This window comes from Microbacterium profundi, assembly GCF_000763375.1.
Taxonomy (GTDB): Bacteria; Actinomycetota; Actinomycetes; order Actinomycetales; family Microbacteriaceae; genus Microbacterium; species Microbacterium profundi.
Map to the genome: position 1 here is coordinate 349364 of NZ_JPSY01000002.1, position 15652 is coordinate 365015.

14 protein-coding genes are annotated in these 15652 nt (G+C 68.7%); 3 read left to right on the plus strand and 11 right to left on the minus strand.

What is annotated here, in order from left to right:
• Positions 1–10: 10 nt before the first annotated feature.
• Genes JF52_RS0112195 through JF52_RS0112220 form a run of 6 tightly spaced genes read right to left on the minus strand, consistent with a single transcriptional unit; the run spans position 11 to position 5563 of the window.
• Positions 11–1156 carry a mannitol-1-phosphate 5-dehydrogenase gene (locus JF52_RS0112195; RefSeq protein ID WP_033106838.1) on the minus strand — a complete coding sequence of 382 codons (1146 nt, stop codon included), beginning with the start codon at positions 1154–1156 and terminating at the stop codon, positions 11–13.
• Positions 1153–1587 carry a PTS sugar transporter subunit IIA gene (locus JF52_RS0112200; protein ID WP_033106839.1) on the minus strand — a complete coding sequence of 145 codons (435 nt, stop codon included), beginning with the start codon at positions 1585–1587 and terminating at the stop codon, positions 1153–1155. The genes JF52_RS0112195 and JF52_RS0112200 overlap by 4 nt, the downstream gene beginning before the upstream one ends.
• A gap of 55 nt (positions 1588–1642) precedes the next feature.
• Entirely contained in the window at positions 1643–3274 is a 1632-nt protein-coding gene (locus JF52_RS0112205) for a PTS mannitol transporter subunit IICB (RefSeq protein ID WP_033106840.1), read from the minus strand.
• Positions 3271–4956 carry a phosphoenolpyruvate--protein phosphotransferase gene (gene ptsP, locus JF52_RS0112210; RefSeq protein WP_033106841.1) on the minus strand — a complete coding sequence of 562 codons (1686 nt, stop codon included), beginning with the start codon at positions 4954–4956 and terminating at the stop codon, positions 3271–3273. Before ptsP ends, JF52_RS0112205 begins: the two co-directional genes overlap by 4 nt.
• The gene (locus JF52_RS0112215; RefSeq protein ID WP_033106842.1) at positions 4953–5237 is read right to left on the minus strand and encodes an HPr family phosphocarrier protein; all 285 of its coding nucleotides are present in this window, start codon (positions 5235–5237) and stop codon (positions 4953–4955) included. Before JF52_RS0112215 ends, ptsP begins: the two co-directional genes overlap by 4 nt.
• Positions 5234–5563, minus strand: a complete 330-nt coding sequence (locus tag JF52_RS0112220) for a PTS sugar transporter subunit IIB (protein WP_033106972.1) — start codon at positions 5561–5563, stop codon at positions 5234–5236. Before JF52_RS0112220 ends, JF52_RS0112215 begins: the two co-directional genes overlap by 4 nt.
• Before the next feature lie 126 nt (positions 5564–5689).
• Here JF52_RS0112220 and JF52_RS0112225 point away from each other — a divergent pair, with 126 nt between their 5' ends.
• Positions 5690–7612, plus strand: a complete 1923-nt coding sequence (locus JF52_RS0112225; RefSeq protein WP_033106843.1) for a BglG family transcription antiterminator — start codon at positions 5690–5692, stop codon at positions 7610–7612.
• 8 nt (positions 7613–7620) lie between these two features.
• Here the strand turns inward: JF52_RS0112225 and JF52_RS0112230 are convergent, their stop codons facing one another.
• The 3 genes from JF52_RS0112230 to JF52_RS0112240 are packed head-to-tail and all read right to left on the minus strand — an operon-like array spanning position 7621 to position 10400.
• A complete protein-coding gene (locus JF52_RS0112230) occupies positions 7621–7884 on the minus strand; it encodes an HPr family phosphocarrier protein (RefSeq protein ID WP_033106844.1) in 264 nt (87 codons plus the stop codon).
• Between the two features lie 9 nt (positions 7885–7893).
• On the minus strand, positions 7894–9570 hold the full coding sequence (locus tag JF52_RS0112235) for a phospho-sugar mutase (RefSeq protein ID WP_033106845.1): 1677 nt from the start codon (positions 9568–9570) through the stop codon (positions 7894–7896).
• On the minus strand, positions 9567–10400 hold the full coding sequence (locus tag JF52_RS0112240) for a purine-nucleoside phosphorylase (protein WP_033106846.1): 834 nt from the start codon (positions 10398–10400) through the stop codon (positions 9567–9569). Before JF52_RS0112240 ends, JF52_RS0112235 begins: the two co-directional genes overlap by 4 nt.
• 49 nt (positions 10401–10449) lie before the next feature.
• On the opposite strand from JF52_RS0112240, the gene JF52_RS0112245 reads away from it, so the two are divergent.
• Entirely contained in the window at positions 10450–11898 is a 1449-nt protein-coding gene (locus tag JF52_RS0112245) for an NAD(P)H-quinone dehydrogenase (RefSeq protein ID WP_200881016.1), read from the plus strand.
• 33 nt (positions 11899–11931) lie between these two features.
• On the opposite strand, the gene JF52_RS0112250 is transcribed toward JF52_RS0112245, so the two are convergent.
• Together JF52_RS0112250 and JF52_RS0112255 are read right to left on the minus strand one after the other, a co-directional pair.
• Positions 11932–13698, minus strand: coding sequence for an acetyl/propionyl/methylcrotonyl-CoA carboxylase subunit alpha (locus JF52_RS0112250; RefSeq protein ID WP_033106847.1), 1767 nt, complete (start codon positions 13696–13698; stop codon positions 11932–11934).
• A gap of 78 nt (positions 13699–13776) precedes the next feature.
• Complete coding sequence (locus tag JF52_RS0112255) at positions 13777–14418, minus strand: Maf family protein (RefSeq protein ID WP_084595846.1); 642 nt, start codon at positions 14416–14418, stop codon at positions 13777–13779.
• Positions 14419–14441: 23 nt separating this feature from the next.
• Here JF52_RS0112255 and JF52_RS0112260 point away from each other — a divergent pair, with 23 nt between their 5' ends.
• Positions 14442–15641 (plus strand): class I SAM-dependent RNA methyltransferase, encoded by a 1200-nt coding sequence (locus JF52_RS0112260; RefSeq protein WP_033106849.1) that lies wholly within the window; start codon positions 14442–14444, stop codon positions 15639–15641.
• Positions 15642–15652 lie beyond the last annotated feature (11 nt).

Consider the following 15652-nt stretch of genomic DNA (forward strand, 5'->3'; position numbering starts at 1 on the left):
CGGGAAGTCGTCAGAGGGCGCGCAGCTCCTGTTGTCTCGCGGCGAAGGCCTCGTGCACGGCGGCGAAGAGCGGATGCTCCGGCTCCAGGCCTGTGACGGTGGCGGTGAGTACATCGGCGTCCTCAGAGCGCAGCATCCGCTGCAACTCCACGGACTGCTCATCCGATTCGTCGTCGAATGCGACGGCCGCAGCGACGGCGGCGACGAGCGCAGAGGTCGAGAGCCCGCGCTCCGCGGCCTGGACTGCTGGGCCGATGAAGCGCTCGTTGCGGGAGAGCTTGCGCAGCGGCTGGCGGCCGACCCTCTGCACGGTGTCGACCAGCTCCGGGTTGCGGAATCGCTCGAGGATCGTGGCGCGGTACTCGGCGAGCTCGACGGGATCGAGCCCGTGCACGGCGCTGAGCACCGCTGATGTCTCCTCCAGCGCTGCACCGACTCTCGCGGCGATCGACGGATCGGCGAGTGCATCCGAGATGCGCGCGTGACCAGCCTGCGCGCCGAAGTACGCGGTCGCCGCATGGCCGGTGTTCACGGTGAACAGCTTGCGCTCGATGTAGGGGCCGAGATCGTCGACGAAGTGCGCGCCGGGAATGATCGGCAGATCCCCGCCGAACGGTGCGGACTCGATCGCCCACTCGAAGTACGGCTCGACCGTCACATCCACGCCGCCGCCGTCGGGCTGTGCCGGCACGATGCGATCGACGGCCGTGTTCGCGAACGCGGCGCGACCCGTCACGGACGGATCCAGCTTGTCGATCTCGGCACGCAGCAGATCCGTGGCGCCGATCGCGTTCTCGCACGCCATGATCTTCAGCGGAGCGAGGTCGGGGGAGCGGCGCTTGAGTCCTTCGACGATCGCGGGGGCGATGAAGCGCAGCACAGTCGGGCCGACGGCGCAGGTGACGACATCGGCGGTCGCGACCTCGTCGGCCACGGCATCCGGGTCTGTCCGGCTGTTCACCGCGCGGTAGCCGCTGACCTTTCGATCGACGCCGCCGGGGCCCGCCTCATGAACGGTGTACGACTCGGTGGCGTTGATCGCGTCCACCAGGGCGTCAGCGACATCCGAGAACACCAGGTCGTACCCGCCCTCGTGCAGCAGCAGCCCCACGAAGCCGCGCCCGATGTTGCCGGCGCCGAAGTGGACGGCCTTCATCCTTCGTTCACCGCCGACAGGAGCGCGTACAGCTCGTCGGGGGTGCCGGCGGCATTGAGCTTGGCGACATCATCCTCGTCCGAGAACAGGATGGCGATCTGGGACAGGATCTCGAGGTGCTCGTCGCCCCGTCCGGCGATGCCGATCACGAACGTGGCCTCATCTCCTGCCCAGTCCACACCGCCGTCGTAGCGCACGACCGAGAGACCGGAGTCGAGGATGGCCTCCTTCGTCTCGTTCGTGCCGTGCGGGATCGCGAGGCCGTTGCCCATGAACGTGGACACGGTCTCCTCGCGCTGACGCATGGCATCGACGTAGGCGGGGGTGACGGCGCCGGCGGCGACGAGGATGTCGGTCGCCTCCTGCAGCGCCTCGTCCTGGGTGGCGGAGCCGGAGTGGATGCGGACCTGTCCGATTGACAGAACGGCCATGATGTTCCTTTCTGAGGTGGGGCGGATGCTGTTCGCATCCGCCCCACCGGATCGATTACTCGCCGGATTCCTTCTGCTCGCGCACCATCTCGACGACCTCTTCATACTGCGGCGCATTCATGAAGTTGTCGACCGAGACGTGGATCGAGTTCGGGGACTTGCCCTTCGCGCGATCGGTGAGCTGCTGCTGGGTGATCACCAGATCGGCGGTGCCGTCGAGGTTCGCGATGGCCTGGTTGGTCACCTTGATGTCCTCGATGCCCGCCTTCTTCAGCTTGTTGCGCAGCACGCTCGCGCCCATCGCGGACGATCCCATGCCGGCGTCGCAGGCGAACACGATGTTCTGGATCGGAGCGGTCGCGGTCGCCGTGGCCGACGTCGCGGCAGCAGCCGTGCCACCTGCGGCCGCAGAGGCTGCGAGATTCGACAGGTGCTCGGACTTCTTGCCCTTGTTCGCCTCGGTCTGCGCGATCGCCGCGCCGAAGGTGTCGCCCTCAGCGGCCAGATCGCGCTTGCGCGACGCCCGCAGGATCACAGCCGTGATCAGGAACGTCACCACGGCGGCGATGATGACCGACAGGTACACCACAACCAGGTTCCAGACGCCGCCGCCGATCGCGGCCGCCGTCACGGCGATGATGCTTCCTGGGGCTGCCGGGAAGCCGAGACCGCCGCCGAGGAGCATGTTGGTCGTGACGCCCGCTGCGCCACCGGCGATCAGAGCGAGGATCGTGGTCGGCTTGCTGAGCGCGTACGGGAAGTAGATCTCGTGGATGCCGCCGAAGAACTGGATGATCGCGGCACCCGGTGCCGAGGCCTTCGCAGCGCCGACGCCGAAGAACGTGAACGCGAGCAGCAGACCGAGGCCGGGGCCGGGGTTCGCCTCGATGAGGAACAGGATCGACTTGCCGTTCTCGGTCGCCTGCTCGATGCCGAGCGGTGTGAACACGCCGTGGTTGATGGCGTTGTTCAGGAACAGCACCTTCGCCGGCTCGACGATGATCGAGACGAGCGGCAGCAGCTGCAGCGTCACGAGCCAGTCGACAGCCGCTCCGAGCACGGTGCTGATGCCGAGCATCACAGGACCGAATGCGAAGAAACCGGCGATCGCGAGGATCATGCCGAGGATACCGGCCGAGAAGTTGTTCACCAGCATCTCGAATCCGGGGCGGATCTTCCCGTCCCAGAGCCGGTCCATCTGCTTGGTGATCCATGCCGCAAGCGGTCCCATGATCATCGCGCCGAGGAACATCGGGATGTTCGTGCCGACGATGACACCCATCGTCGCAATCGTCGCGACGACACCGCCGCGTTCGCCGTATACGAGGCGGCCGGCCGTGTTCGCGATGAGCAGCGGCAGCAGGTAGGTCACCATGGCGCCGACCAGGCCGACGTAGCCCTGGAAGTTGCCGCCTTCGCCCTCGGTCAGTGCTGTCATGGCGCCGGGCCAGTTGATGAGCGCGGAGTCGCCACCGCCGCCGATGATCTCGGCCACGGGGGCCCAGTGCCATCCGAACGGGCTGTCGGCGCCGAAGAACCCGGCGGGGATGAACAGCATCGTGATGAAGCCCCAGGCGATGAAGGCTGCGATGTTCGGCATGATCATGCCCGAGAGGAACGTGCCGCGTCGCTGCACGCCGACCCTGACCCCGTTCTGCTTCGGGGCGGCTGTTGACGTCGTCGTCATGATGTCGTCTCTTTCTGGTGTGAAGGGAGGGCCGTGACGGCTTCAGCCACGGCATTGCGGGCGCTCGCGGCATCGTCTGCCGCAAGTGCCACCTCGGCGAGGTGCTTCGCCTCGGAGGCGGTGCGCTCTGAGAGCGCGAGTCGTACGTCGGCGAGGGCCGCTGACGCCATCGACAGGCTTGTGGCGCCGAGACCGACCAGCACGGCCGCCAGCAGCGGGTCCGCTGCCGCCTCGCCGCAGATCCCGACCGGCTTGCCGAGGCGGGCTCCTGCCGCGCCGACTTCGCCGACCAGTCGCAGCACCGCGGGGTGCCAAGGGTCCTGGAAGCCCGCGACGGAGCCGAGCATGCGGTCGGCGGCCATCGTGTACTGGGTGAGGTCGTTCGTGCCGATGGATGCGAAGTCGGTGTGGGCGAGCACGCGATCGGCCAGCAGCGCGGCGGCAGGGATCTCGACCATCACGCCAGCGGTCTTGATCCCGTACTCCCGGGCGAGGGCGGTGAAGTACTTCGTCTCCTCGACGGTGGCCACCATCGGTGCCATCACCCACAGGTCTGCGGAGGTCTCGGCATCCGCCTCGGCGAGAGCGGTGAGCTGCTCGCGCAGGATGTCCTCGCTGGCGCGCAGCGATCTGAGGCCCCGCAGCCCGAGGGCAGGGTTCTCCTCGTGCGCGTCATTGAGGAACGCGAGGGGCTTGTCGGCGCCGGCATCCAGCATCCGCACCACGACCTTCTTGCCACCGAACGCCGAGAGCAACTCGCGATACGACTCGCGCTGCTCGGCGACAGTGGGGGCCTGGGCGGAGGAGAGGAACAGGAACTCGGTGCGGAACAGGCCGACGCCTTCGGCGCCGCGCGCGACCGCATCCGCGGCATCGGCGGGCTTGCCGAGATTCGCGAGCAGAGCGATCGCCGTGCCGTCGGCGAGTGCGCCGGGAGTGAGCGGCGCGCTCTCGGCGGCGTCGCGGGCCGCCGCGCGCTGGGCGGCCTTCTCCAGCTGCTCGCCGGTGGGATCGATCGTCACGACGCCGGCCGCCGCATCGACGATCACGGTCGTCCCGGTCTCGAGGATCGACCCTTCGGTCGCACCCACGATCGCGACGATGCCCTTCTCTCTCGCGAGGATGGCGGTGTGCGAGGTCGGGCCGCCGTCGGTGGTGACCAGCGCCAGCACCTGTTCGAGGTTGAGCAGGGCCGTGTCGGCGGGTGCGAGATCACGGGCGACGAGCACGAACGGATGCCCTGGATCGGGCACGCCGGGAGCGTCGAGGCCGCGCAGGTGCGCGAGCACGCGCTGGGCGATGTCGTCGAGGTCGGCCGCGCGCTCGCCGAGGTAGCCGCCGACCGCCTCGAGCGTGGCGCGGAAGCCGGCGAATGCGTCGTGCACCGCCCATTCGGCGCTGCCGCCGTCATCGATGCGGGAATCGACCTCGTCCTGAAGAGTCGGATCCTCCGCGATCATCGCCTGCGCCTCGAGCACCTCCTGGGCAGCGCCTCCGGCTGTGTCCGCACGTTGCTGCAGCTCTGCCGCGACGGCCGCCACAGCTTCGCGCGCCCTGGTGCGCTCGGCATCCGCACCGATCGTGCTCGGTGTGTTCTCCGGTGCAGGCAGCGGCTCCGCCATGCGGATCACGGGCCCCTGGGCGATACCGCGGCCGACGCCCACGCCGCGCAGCTCGGTCATCCGGCCGCCTCCTGGTCGTGATCGGTCGTCAGCAACTCGGTGAGCGAGTCGAGCACGCCCTCGGCGCCTTCTCCGTCGGCCGTGAGCGTCACGTAGTCGCCGTACTCGATCGCGAGCGCGATCACGCCGAGGATGCTGGCCGCGTTGGCAGGCTTCCCGGAATCCTTCGCGATCGTCACGGAGATGCCGGAGTCCTTGGCTGCCTGCGCGAACAGCTTCGCAGGGCGCGCGTGCAACCCGTGGGAGGAGCCGATGCGGACAGTGCGTGAGATCTCGGTCATGATGTTCCTTTCGCGGTGGACGGTGAATCGTTCTTCGAGGAGGAGAGCGCCATGCGGGCGACCGCGAGCGTGCGGATGCCGTCGCGGTCGGCGAACACGTCGTCGGGCAGTACCGCGACGGGTGCGTGGGATGCGGCGCGGATGGCGTCCACCCGGTCGGCGAGATGCGGACCGACGAGCACGAGGTCCGCGAAGGCGGCGGAGATCGTCTGCTCGGTGCCGGCAGCGGTGTCCCAGTCGAGGCCGGCGTCGGATGCTGCGCGCCGCAGCCGCTGTGCGACGAATGTGCTGGACGCTCCCGCGCCGCACACCACCAGGATCCTCATCGATGCCACCTCTTCCTGCTCTCCATTCTGGGAAGAAGCTGTGAGCGGCGCCACCACGTTCCTTTCCGCCCCTGCGGAACCTTCCGCCGCGACCCGCGGTCGCGACGGTGCTGGCATCATGGGAGCATGTCGCGCCAGCGTCAGGATCAGCTCCTGCAGACCCTCCTCCGGCAGGACGATTGGGCGACGGCGGCGAGCCTCGCCGATCTGTTCGGCGTGACGCCGCGCAGCATCCGCTCATATGTCGCCGCGCTCAACGCCCGCGCGACGGGCGGCGACGCCGTCGAGTCGGGCCCGGCCGGATACCGCGCCGGTGCGAGTGCGCATGCGACGCTGCGGACACGGGCGACGGGGGATTCCGCACCGCGCGACCGCCTGCACACGGTGGTGCGGATGCTGCTGGACGAATCGGCTGGCATCGATGTGTTCGCCACGGCGGAGCGACTGCACGTGAGCGAGGCCACCCTGGAATCCGATCTCTCCCGAGTGCGCGGGCTGCTGGACGGCACCGATCTCCGGCTCGAGCGCGATCGCGAGATCGTCCGTCTGCAGGGGACGGAGGTGGCGCAGCGCCGGCTGCTGAGCCGGCTCGCCCACGACGAGATGGACGCCGGCTCGTTCCACCCCGAGAGCATCCGCCGCGCCCTCACCGGCAGCGCCGTCGCCGCGCACGCCGTCGCTCCGTTCAAGACCGCCCTCGTGCGCGAGCTGGGTGCGCTCGGCTACTACGTCAACGAGCTCGCGATCTCCGACGTGCTGCTGCACATCGCGATCGCCGCCGACCGCGTCTCGGCCGGCCGTGCCCTCGACACCCCGCAGTCGGGAGCCTCGGAGGAGATCCCGAAGCTGGGCGGCGTGATCACGCAGCTCGCCGCAGAGCACTTCGGCGTCGCTCTCGGCGAGGGCGACAGCGCGCATCTCGCCACGCTCGTGCTGACCAGGGCGATCGCGCCAGGGCAGAGCGCCGGGCACGATGCCGCCCGCAGCGGGGTCGATCAGGCGGTCGAGGCCGCCGTCCGCGCGGAGATCGTCCAGGCTGCGGCGGACTATCAGGTGGATCTCGTCGATGAGGCGTTCATCCTGCGGCTGGCGCTGCACGTGCAGAATCTGCTGCGCCGAGCCGAGGAGCAGGCCTGGACGCGCAACCCGCTCACGAGGTCGCTGAAGTCGTCGTACCCCATGATCTTCGAAGTGGCGGTGTCGATCGCGAGCGGCCTGCATGACCGGCTGGGCGCTCCGATCCACGACGACGAGATCGCCTACATCGCGATGCACATCGGCGGGAGGCTGGAGCGCAGCCGCAAGGCCGAGTCGATCCTCACGGCGACGATCGTCTGCCCCGGCTACTACGAGCTGCACGAGCTGCTGCGCTCGAGCGTCGATCGCTCGCTCGGCTCATCGGTGGAGGTCACCAGCGTCGTCACGAGCGTGGATCCCGACTGGGAGGCGATCGACACCGACCTCGTGCTGAGCACGATCGAACCAGGTGCCAATGGCGACCGCTATGTGCGCATCCAGCCGTTCCTCACCGACGCCGACGTCGAGCGCGTGTCGCAGGCGGCGGCCCGCATGCGTCGCGCGCGCCGGCTCACCCGTCTGCGCGAGGAGCTGTCGCGCTACTTCGTGGCTGATGCGTTCGTTCGCCCACTGCCGGATGAGGGGGAGGATGCCGTCATCCGCCGTCTCGGCGGACTGCTCGTGGATACCGGTCTCATCGCCGGCGACTACGTGGAGAACACGATCGTCAGGGAGCGGATGTCATCGACCGCGTTCACGGACGCGCTGGCCGTTCCGCACGCGCTGCAGATGACGGCTCAGCGCACGGCTATCGCGATCGGCGTGGCCGACGGTTCGGTCGCGTGGGGAGAAGGGCGTGTGCAGGTCGTGGCGCTCGCCGCGTTCAGCGAGAGCGACCGCACCGCGTTCCAGACGGTGTTCGAGCAGCTCGTCGAGGTCTTCAGCGAACGCGAGAGCGTGCAGCGGATCGTCCGCCGTGGCACGTCGTTCGAGGCGTTCCTGGATGAGCTCGTCGCCGTGATCGACGGCTGAGCATCATCTCAGTCCTGCCTCGCGAGCACCTCGGTCAGCGCATCCAGCACGCTCGCGGCTCCTGCCGACTCCGCCGTGGACAGCACGACCTCATCGCCCTGTCTGAGAGCGAGGTCCATCACGGCCAGCACGCTGCTGAGATCCACCTGCGTACCGGTCGCGGTCCGCAGCGTGATCGAGTCGCGATGCGCCTGCGCAAGGCGAACGAGTTCGGCGACGGGACGGGCGTGCACACCGTTGTGCGCCCTGATGATCACATGTCGGGTCGGCATACAGCGATGCTAGCTTCGCTCCTCGAGCAGCGCGCGCACACCCGCCTCGAGATCTGCGACCGCCGCGCGGGAGCCGTCGGCCGTATCGGCCCGTGCGTCGATGTACACCTTGAGCTTCGGCTCGGTGCCGCTCGGGCGCACGATCACGCGCGAGCCGTCTGCGAGCCGGTAGCGCAGCACATCGCCGGAGGGCTGTCCCTCTGACGCCTGCATGAGGTCCTCGGCGGAGTCGATCGCCGTGCTGCCGATGCGCGCCGGCGGCAACGTGCGCAGAGCGAGCATGATCCTGTCGATGATCGAGAGGTCATCGACGCGCACGGAGACCTGACCGCTGGCGAAATGGCCGTACGTCTCGCCGAGTTCCGCGACGAGCGTGGCCAGAGTCTCGCCCCTCTCTTCTGCCTCGGCGGCAAGACCGAGCACGGCGATCGCCGCGGAGATGCCGTCCTTGTCGCGTACCTTCTCCGGGTTCACCAGGTATCCGAGCGCCTCCTCGAAGCCGAACACCATTCCCGGTGCTCGCGAGATCCATTTGAAGCCGGTCAGCGTCTCGTGGAAGTCGAGTCCGTGATGTGCGGCGATCGCGCCGAGGCCGGGGGATGAGACCAGCGAGCAGGCCAGCGAGGCCCCTGGTATGCCCTCCGCGGCACGCGCGGCGCGAGCTCCCAGGAGCAGTCCGACCTCGTTGCCGCTCAGCCGACGCCAGCCGCCCTCGGCGGAGTCGTCGGGGATCGCGACGGCGAGGCGGTCGGCGTCAGGGTCGTTCGCGATGATGAAGTCGGCGCGGGTGCGTCTGGCCGCGGCGAATGCGAGGTCCATCGCCCCCGGCTCTTCGGGGTTCGGGAACGACACGGTGCGGAACGTGGGGTCGGGACGCAGTTGTTCGCGTACGGTCGTCGGCTGCGGATAGCCGGCCGTGCGCAGGATGCGGGAGAAGGTCTCCCAGCCCACGCCGTGCATCGCCGTGTAGACCCAGTTGAAGCCCTTCGCCGACGCCGGCGCGGGAGCCACGGCGGCCGTATCGCGGATGTAGGCGGAGACGACGTCTTCGGCGGCCGTCTCGTACGAGCTCGAACGCGGCAGTCGGGAGATGTCGCCGGCATCCGCCACCCGCTGGATGTGGGCGGCGATCTCGGCGTCTGCGGGGGCCACGATCTGGGAGCCGGCATCCGCGCCGCCGAGATACACCTTGTAGCCGTTGTCGTCCGGCGGATTGTGGCTCGCGGTCACCATGACACCGGCATCCGCGCCGAAGTGGCGCACAGCGAATGCGAGCACCGGCGTCGGCAGCAGGCGAGGCAGCAGAATCGTGCGAAGTCCAGCGCCGGCGAACAACTCGGCGGAGTCATGGGCGAACCGCCGGGAGTTGCGGCGTCCGTCGTAGCCGACCACGACGGAGGGGGTGCCCTGCACCCGCTCGCGCAGATACGACGCGAAGCCGGCGGCGGCCTGAGCGATCAGCACGCGGTTCATCCGGTTGCTGCCGGCGCCGAGTGCGCCACGCAGGCCGGCGGTGCCGAACGCGAGGCGCGCGCCGAAGCGGTCTTCCAGATCGGCGATCGCCGCGGCATCGCCCGAGGCTGCCCTTGTGACGATTGCGGCGAGCTCGTCCCTGGTCGCGGCATCCGGATCCTGGCGCAGCCACGCACGCGCCTGAGCCAATCGCGCCTCGGTCTGCTCGCTCACAGCGCCTCCACTACGCGGGCCAGCAGCGCCGAGATCACGGGCTCTGCCTCGCGGCCGGCCTCGATGACCTCGGTGTGACTGAGCGGCGTCTTCTGGATGCCGGCGGCGAGGTTCGTGATCAGCGAGAAGCCCAGAATCTCCATGCCGGCCTCACGGGCAGCGATCGCCTCGAGAGCCGTCGACATGCCGACGATGTTCCCGCCGATGACCTTCGCCATCTGCACTTCGGCCGGCGTCTCGTAGTGCGGTCCGCGGAACTGCGTGTAGACGCCCTCATCCAGTGACGGGTCGATCGTGCGTGCGATGTCGCGCAGTCGCGGCGAGTACAGGTCGGTCAGGTCCACGAAGTTCGCACCTTCCAGCGGAGAGTCCGCAGTCAGGTTGATATGGTCGCTGATGAGCACGGGCTGGCCGGGCTTCCACGTCTCGCGGATACCGCCGGCGCCGTTGGTCAGCACCATGATCGCAGCCCCTGCGGCGGCGGCGGTGCGGACGCTGTGGACGACGCGTCGGACGCCGTGGCCCTCGTAATAGTGCGTGCGGGCGCCGATGACGAGCACGTGCTTGCCGCCGGGCGTGCGGATGCTGCGCAGAGTGCCGACGTGGCCCTCGAGAGCAGGCTTGGAGAAGCCGGTGACCTCGGTGGCCGGGATCGTGGCGACGGTCTCGCCGAGCAGGTCGGCGGCTTTGCCCCAGCCGCTTCCGAGGGTGAGGGCGATGTCGTGCTTCTCGACGCCGCTGAGCCGCGCGATGTCCGCGGCGGCGAGGGCTGCGACCTCGAACGGGTCGGTGTTCGGGTCGTCGAGAGGGTTGTCGTGAATGTCGGTCATGGATCCACTCTAAGAGTGGTGACGGCAACGCACTCAGGATTGCGGAAGAATGGGAGTCATGTCTTCCACTCCTTTCGAGCGCACTCAGCGGGTTGCCGTCCTCGGCGGCGGTCCCGGCGGCTACGAAGCGGCGCTCGCCGCCGCCCAGCTCGGAGCCGAGGTGACGCTGGTCGAGCGCGTCGGAGTCGGCGGATCCGCCGTACTCACAGATGTCGTGCCGTCGAAGAGCCTGATCGCCACGGCCGATGCAGCGGTCGCGATCTCCGAGGCGAGCGATCTCGGAGTGCAGTTCTACGCGAAGGGGGCGGCGGGGAAGCCGCTCAAGCCCGAGATCGCGATCAACCTCGCCGCGGTCAACAAGCGTCTGCTGGCGCTCGCGGGGCAGCAGTCGGAGGACATGCGCGAGACGCTGCTCGAGGCGGGTGTCCGCATCCTCTCCGGTCACGGGCGTCTCGAGGGCCCGAACGCCATCGTGGTCGCCACCGGACCGGGCGGCACCGATTTCGACCGCGTCGAAGCCGACACCATCATCGTGTCGGTCGGCGCATCGCCGCGCGAGCTCGACAGCGCGAAGCCGGACGGCAAGCGCATCCTGACCTGGACGCAGCTGTACGACATGAAGGCGCTGCCCGAGCACCTCATCGTGGTCGGCTCGGGTGTCACCGGCGCCGAGTTCGCCTCGGCGTACATGAACCTCGGCGCGAAGGTGACGCTCGTCTCCAGTCGCGATCAGGTGCTGCCGGGCGAGGACAAGGACGCAGCCCACGTGCTGGAGAAGGTCTTCAAGCGGGGTGGCATGACCGTGCTGTCCAAGTCGCGCGCCGACAAGGTGGAGCGTACGGACACCGGCGTGCTCGTGACGCTCTCCGACGGTCGCACCGTCGAGGGCAGCCACTGCCTGATGGCGGTGGGATCGATTCCGAACACCGCGGGGATCGGCCTGGAGGAGGCGGGGGTCGAACTCACCGAGTCCGGCCACGTGCGCGTCAACCGCGTCGCCCGCGCCTCAGTGCCGAACATCTACGCGGTCGGCGACTGCACGAACTTCATGCCGCTCGCATCCGTCGCCTCCATGCAGGGGCGCACCGCGGTGTTCCACGCGCTCGGCGACATCGTCATCCCGCTCGAGAAGATCAAGGTCACCTCGAACATCTTCACGGCCCCCGAGATCGCCACGGTCGGCTGGGGCGAGAAGGACGTCGAAGACGGTGTCGCCGACGGGCTCGTCTACAAGCTGCCGCTGGCAGCGAACCCGCGCGCCAAGATGATGGGCATCAAGGACGGCTTCGTGAAGATCATCGCACGCAAGGGCTCTGGCACGGTCATCGGCGGTGTGATCGTGGCGCCGAAGGCGTCGGAGTTGATCTACCCGATCGCCGTCGCCGTCGAGCGTCGCCTCACGGTCGACCAGGTCTCACGTGTGTTCGCCGCGTACCCGTCGCTGTCGAGCAGCATCACAGATGCGTCGCGCGCGATGCACCTGGTGAACATCAGCTGACGTCGGCTCCGCCCGGCTACCGGTTCCACGCGGCTAGGAGATCAGCAGCAGCTGATGTCCTGACGAGACAGTCGCGCCGGCGGTCGCGTTGATGCCGCCGATGACGCCGTCCTTGTGCGCCTGCAGTGGCTGCTCCATCTTCATCGCCTCGAGCACGACCACCAGGTCGCCCTTGACGACCTGCTGGCCCTCTTCGACGGCGATTTTGATGACCGTGGCCTGCATGGGCGACTTCACAGCGTCGCCGGAGGCCCCGGCGGAGACCGACGTGGTGTGGCTGCGCCTGGACGGCGGCACGGCGGCCGGGCGGCCGGAGACACCGGAGGCGACGGCGACGCGATCGGGCAGGCTGACCTCGAGACGCTTGCCTGCGACCTCGACGACCACGGTGTGGCGGCTCTCGGCCGGTGCCGGAGCATCCAGCTCGCCATCCCAGGCCGGGATGTCGTTGTCGAACTCGGTCTCGATCCAGCGCGTGAAGATGCCGAACGTGCCGTCCTCGGCGGTGAACGCGGGATCGCGCACGACCTTGCGGTGGAACGGAAGCACGGTCGGGAGCCCGGCGACCTCGAACTCGTCGAGAGCGCGGCGGGCGCGCTCCAGCGCCTCGGCGCGGTCGCGACCGGTGACGATGATCTTCGCGAGCAGCGAGTCGAACGCTCCCGAGACGGCGTCGCCGGCTGTGACACCTGAGTCGAGGCGGATGCCTGGTCCGCCGAACGTCTTGAAGACGTGGATCGGACCGGGCTGGGGGAGGAACCCGCGACCGGGGTCCTCGCCGTTGATGCGGAACTCGAAGGAGTGGCCGTTCGGAGTCGGGTCGTCGTAGTCGATCGTCCCGCCGGCGGCGATGCGGAACTGCTCGCGCACCAGGTCGATGCCGGTGACCTCTTCGGAGACAGGGTGCTCGACCTGCAGTCGGGTGTTCACCTCGAGGAACGACACGGTGCCGTCGGCGCCGATGAGGAACTCGCAGGTGCCGGCTCCGACGTAGCCGACCTCTCGCAGGATCGCCTTGGAGGACTCGTACAGCTGGCGGTTCTGCTCCTCGGTGAGGAAGGGCGCCGGTGCTTCTTCGACGAGCTTCTGGTGGCGGCGCTGCAGCGAGCAGTCGCGGGTGGAGATCACGACGACGTTGCCCTCGGCATCCGCCAGGCACTGCGTCTCGACGTGCCTGGGCTTGTCGAGGTACTTCTCGACGAAGCACTCGCCGCGACCGAAGGCCGCGACCGCCTCGCGGGTGGCCGATTCGAAGAGTTCGGCTACCTCGTCGAGTTCGCGGGCGACCTTGAGTCCTCGTCCGCCTCCGCCGTAGGCGGCCTTGATGGCGATCGGGAGGCCGAATTCCTTCGCGAACGCGACGACCTCGTCTGCGGACTCGACCGGCCCTGGTGTGCCCGGTGCGAGTGGGGCGCCCACCTTCTCGGCGACGTGGCGTGCGGTGACCTTGTCTCCGAGTGACTCGATCGCCTCGGGCGACGGACCGATCCAGATCATGCCTGCGCCGATCACAGCACGTGCGAACTCGGCGTTCTCGGCCAGGAAGCCGTAGCCGGGGTGGACGGCGTCGGCACCGGCACGACGAGCGACGGAGAGGATCTTGTCGATCTGGAGGTACGTGGTGGCACTGGTGTCGCCGTCGAGGGAGTACGCCTCGTCCGCGAGGCGGGTGTGCAGGGCATCCCGATCCTGGTCGGCGTAGACGGCGACGGAGCCGATCCCGGAATCACGAGCGGCGCGGATGATGCGTACGGCGATCTCGCCGCGGTTCGCGATGAGGACCTTGGCGATAGCAGGCATGAATGTCAGCCTAGCGAGATCGACCTCGATACTTTTGACGACCCTCCACAAGAAACTCGCCAGAACATGGCGGGATCTCTACGACCACAGGTCCGTCCAGGTGACGCCCAGATCACCCACCAGCCGACGGATCGTCGACAGCGACATGCCCACGACCGTGGAGGGATCGCCGTCGACGCGGGTGATGAACGCTCCGCCGAGGCTGTCGACGGTGAATGCGCCGGCGACATTCAGGGGCTCGCCGGTCGCCACGTATGCAGCTATCTCGTCGTCCGATATGTCTTCGGCGAAGGTGACGGATGCCTCGGCGATGGCGGTGGCTTCCCTCGGCGCCGTGCCCGGAGCGACGCGGAACACCGAGTGCCCCGAGTGCAGGATTCCAGTCGCGCCGCGCATCTCGTGCCACCGGCGCGTCGCTTCCTCCGGCGTGTAGGGCTTGCCGTACACGTGACCGCCCAGCTCGAACATGGAGTCGCCGCCGATCACGATCCCGTCGAAGCCGGGGTCTTCCGTCGCCAGGCGCTGTGCGACGTCGGCCGCCTTGGCGCGGGCGAGCAGCAGCACGAGGTCGGCAGGAGGCAGATCAGCGCCCCGCTCGGCCGCAGCCGCGGCGGCGATGGCATCCTCATTCGTCTCCGGAGAGAGTGTGAGCGGATCGATCCCCGCCTGACGCAGCAGCATGAGACGGGCGGGGGAGGTGGAAGCCAGGCAGACGCGCATGTCCATCACCGTATCCTGGAGGGATGACTTCTTCTGCGGGCCAGACGCTCGACCTCGACATCACCGGCATCGCGCACGGTGGCACCTTCATCGCACGTCACGAAGGTCGCGTGGTGTTCGTCTCGGACGCGATTCCGGGCGAGCGTGTGCGCGCACGCGTCACCGACGGCGCCAAGTCGTCGTTCTGGCGGGCGGAGGCGCTCGAAGTGCTCGAGGAATCGCCGCAGCGTCGTCCGCACGTGTGGAAGGAAGCCGACATCTCGCGTGATCCCGTCGATCGCGCAGGCGGCGCTGACCTCGGTCACATCGATCTGGCGCACCAGCGCACGCTCAAGCGTCAGGTGCTCACCGAGGCGCTCGACAAGTTCGCAGGCTCCGGCCTCGAGGCTCCCGAGATCGCGGCGATCGATGACGGCGACGGTACAGGGTGGCGCACGCGCGTCTCGCTGCATGTGGATGCCGATGGCGTGGTCGGGCCGTTCGCGGCTCGCAGCCACCGGGTGATCCCCGTGCAGTCGCATCCGCTGGCACGTCGCCGCGTGGCGGCCGAGGCGCTCTCGCTCAAGAACGCCAAGCCCGGTCGCATCGACCTCGTACAGGATGCTGACGGCAACGTGCACGTGATCCGTCGCCCGGAGCGGGGCAAGCGCCAGCCCTCGGAGGTCATCAAGGAGCAGGTCGGCGAGCGCACTTTCCGAGTGGATGCCGACGGATTCTGGCAGGTGCATGCGCGCGCCGCCGACACGCTCGACACGGCCGTTCGATCCGTCCTCGAGGGCCGGATCGACCCGGCAAAGACCCATCTCGACCTGTACGGCGGGGTCGGCCTCTTCGCAGCCTCTCTCGCCGAGCTCGGTGCGACAGATCTCGTCACTGTGGAATCGAGCCGCCGCGCCACTGAGCACGCGAAGCACAACCTCGATCCGTTCGACGTCGCCGCCGTCACCGATCGCGTCGACCGCTACCTGAGCGGGCTTCCCTCGGGGATGCAGGCGGGCACCGTCGTCCTTGATCCGCCGCGCGCCGGCGCCGGGCGCGCTGTCGTCGAGGGCGTGCACGCCCTCAGCCCCGACGCGATCGTCTACGTCGCATGCGACCCGGTCGCTCTGGCGCGTGACCTCGGCACGTTCCGCGATCTCGGGTGGAACGTCGAGTCCCTGCAGGGCTTCGACCTGTTCCCGCACTCGCACCATTTCGAGGTCATCGCGCTGCTCAGTCGGTGAGTTCTCAGCAG

Coding starts and splice junctions, on each gene's coding strand:
- JF52_RS0112195 (WP_033106838.1), bottom strand. CDS start 1,156: ATGAAGGCCGTCCACTTCGGCGCCGGCAACATCGGGCGCGGCTTCGTG.
- JF52_RS0112215 (WP_033106842.1), bottom strand. CDS start 5,237: ATGACCGAGATCTCACGCACTGTCCGCATCGGCTCCTCCCACGGGTTG.
- JF52_RS0112225 (WP_033106843.1), top strand. CDS start 5,690: ATGTCGCGCCAGCGTCAGGATCAGCTCCTGCAGACCCTCCTCCGGCAG.
- JF52_RS0112245 (WP_200881016.1), top strand. CDS start 10,450: ATGGGAGTCATGTCTTCCACTCCTTTCGAGCGCACTCAGCGGGTTGCC.
- JF52_RS0112255 (WP_084595846.1), bottom strand. CDS start 14,418: ATGCGCGTCTGCCTGGCTTCCACCTCCCCCGCCCGTCTCATGCTGCTG.
- JF52_RS0112250 (WP_033106847.1), bottom strand. CDS start 13,698: ATGCCTGCTATCGCCAAGGTCCTCATCGCGAACCGCGGCGAGATCGCC.
- JF52_RS0112205 (WP_033106840.1), bottom strand. CDS start 3,274: ATGACGACGACGTCAACAGCCGCCCCGAAGCAGAACGGGGTCAGGGTC.
- JF52_RS0112200 (WP_033106839.1), bottom strand. CDS start 1,587: ATGGCCGTTCTGTCAATCGGACAGGTCCGCATCCACTCCGGCTCCGCC.
- JF52_RS0112260 (WP_033106849.1), top strand. CDS start 14,442: ATGACTTCTTCTGCGGGCCAGACGCTCGACCTCGACATCACCGGCATC.
- ptsP (WP_033106841.1), bottom strand. CDS start 4,956: ATGACCGAGCTGCGCGGCGTGGGCGTCGGCCGCGGTATCGCCCAGGGG.
- JF52_RS0112220 (WP_033106972.1), bottom strand. CDS start 5,563: ATGAGGATCCTGGTGGTGTGCGGCGCGGGAGCGTCCAGCACATTCGTC.
- JF52_RS0112230 (WP_033106844.1), bottom strand. CDS start 7,884: ATGCCGACCCGACATGTGATCATCAGGGCGCACAACGGTGTGCACGCC.
- JF52_RS0112240 (WP_033106846.1), bottom strand. CDS start 10,400: ATGACCGACATTCACGACAACCCTCTCGACGACCCGAACACCGACCCG.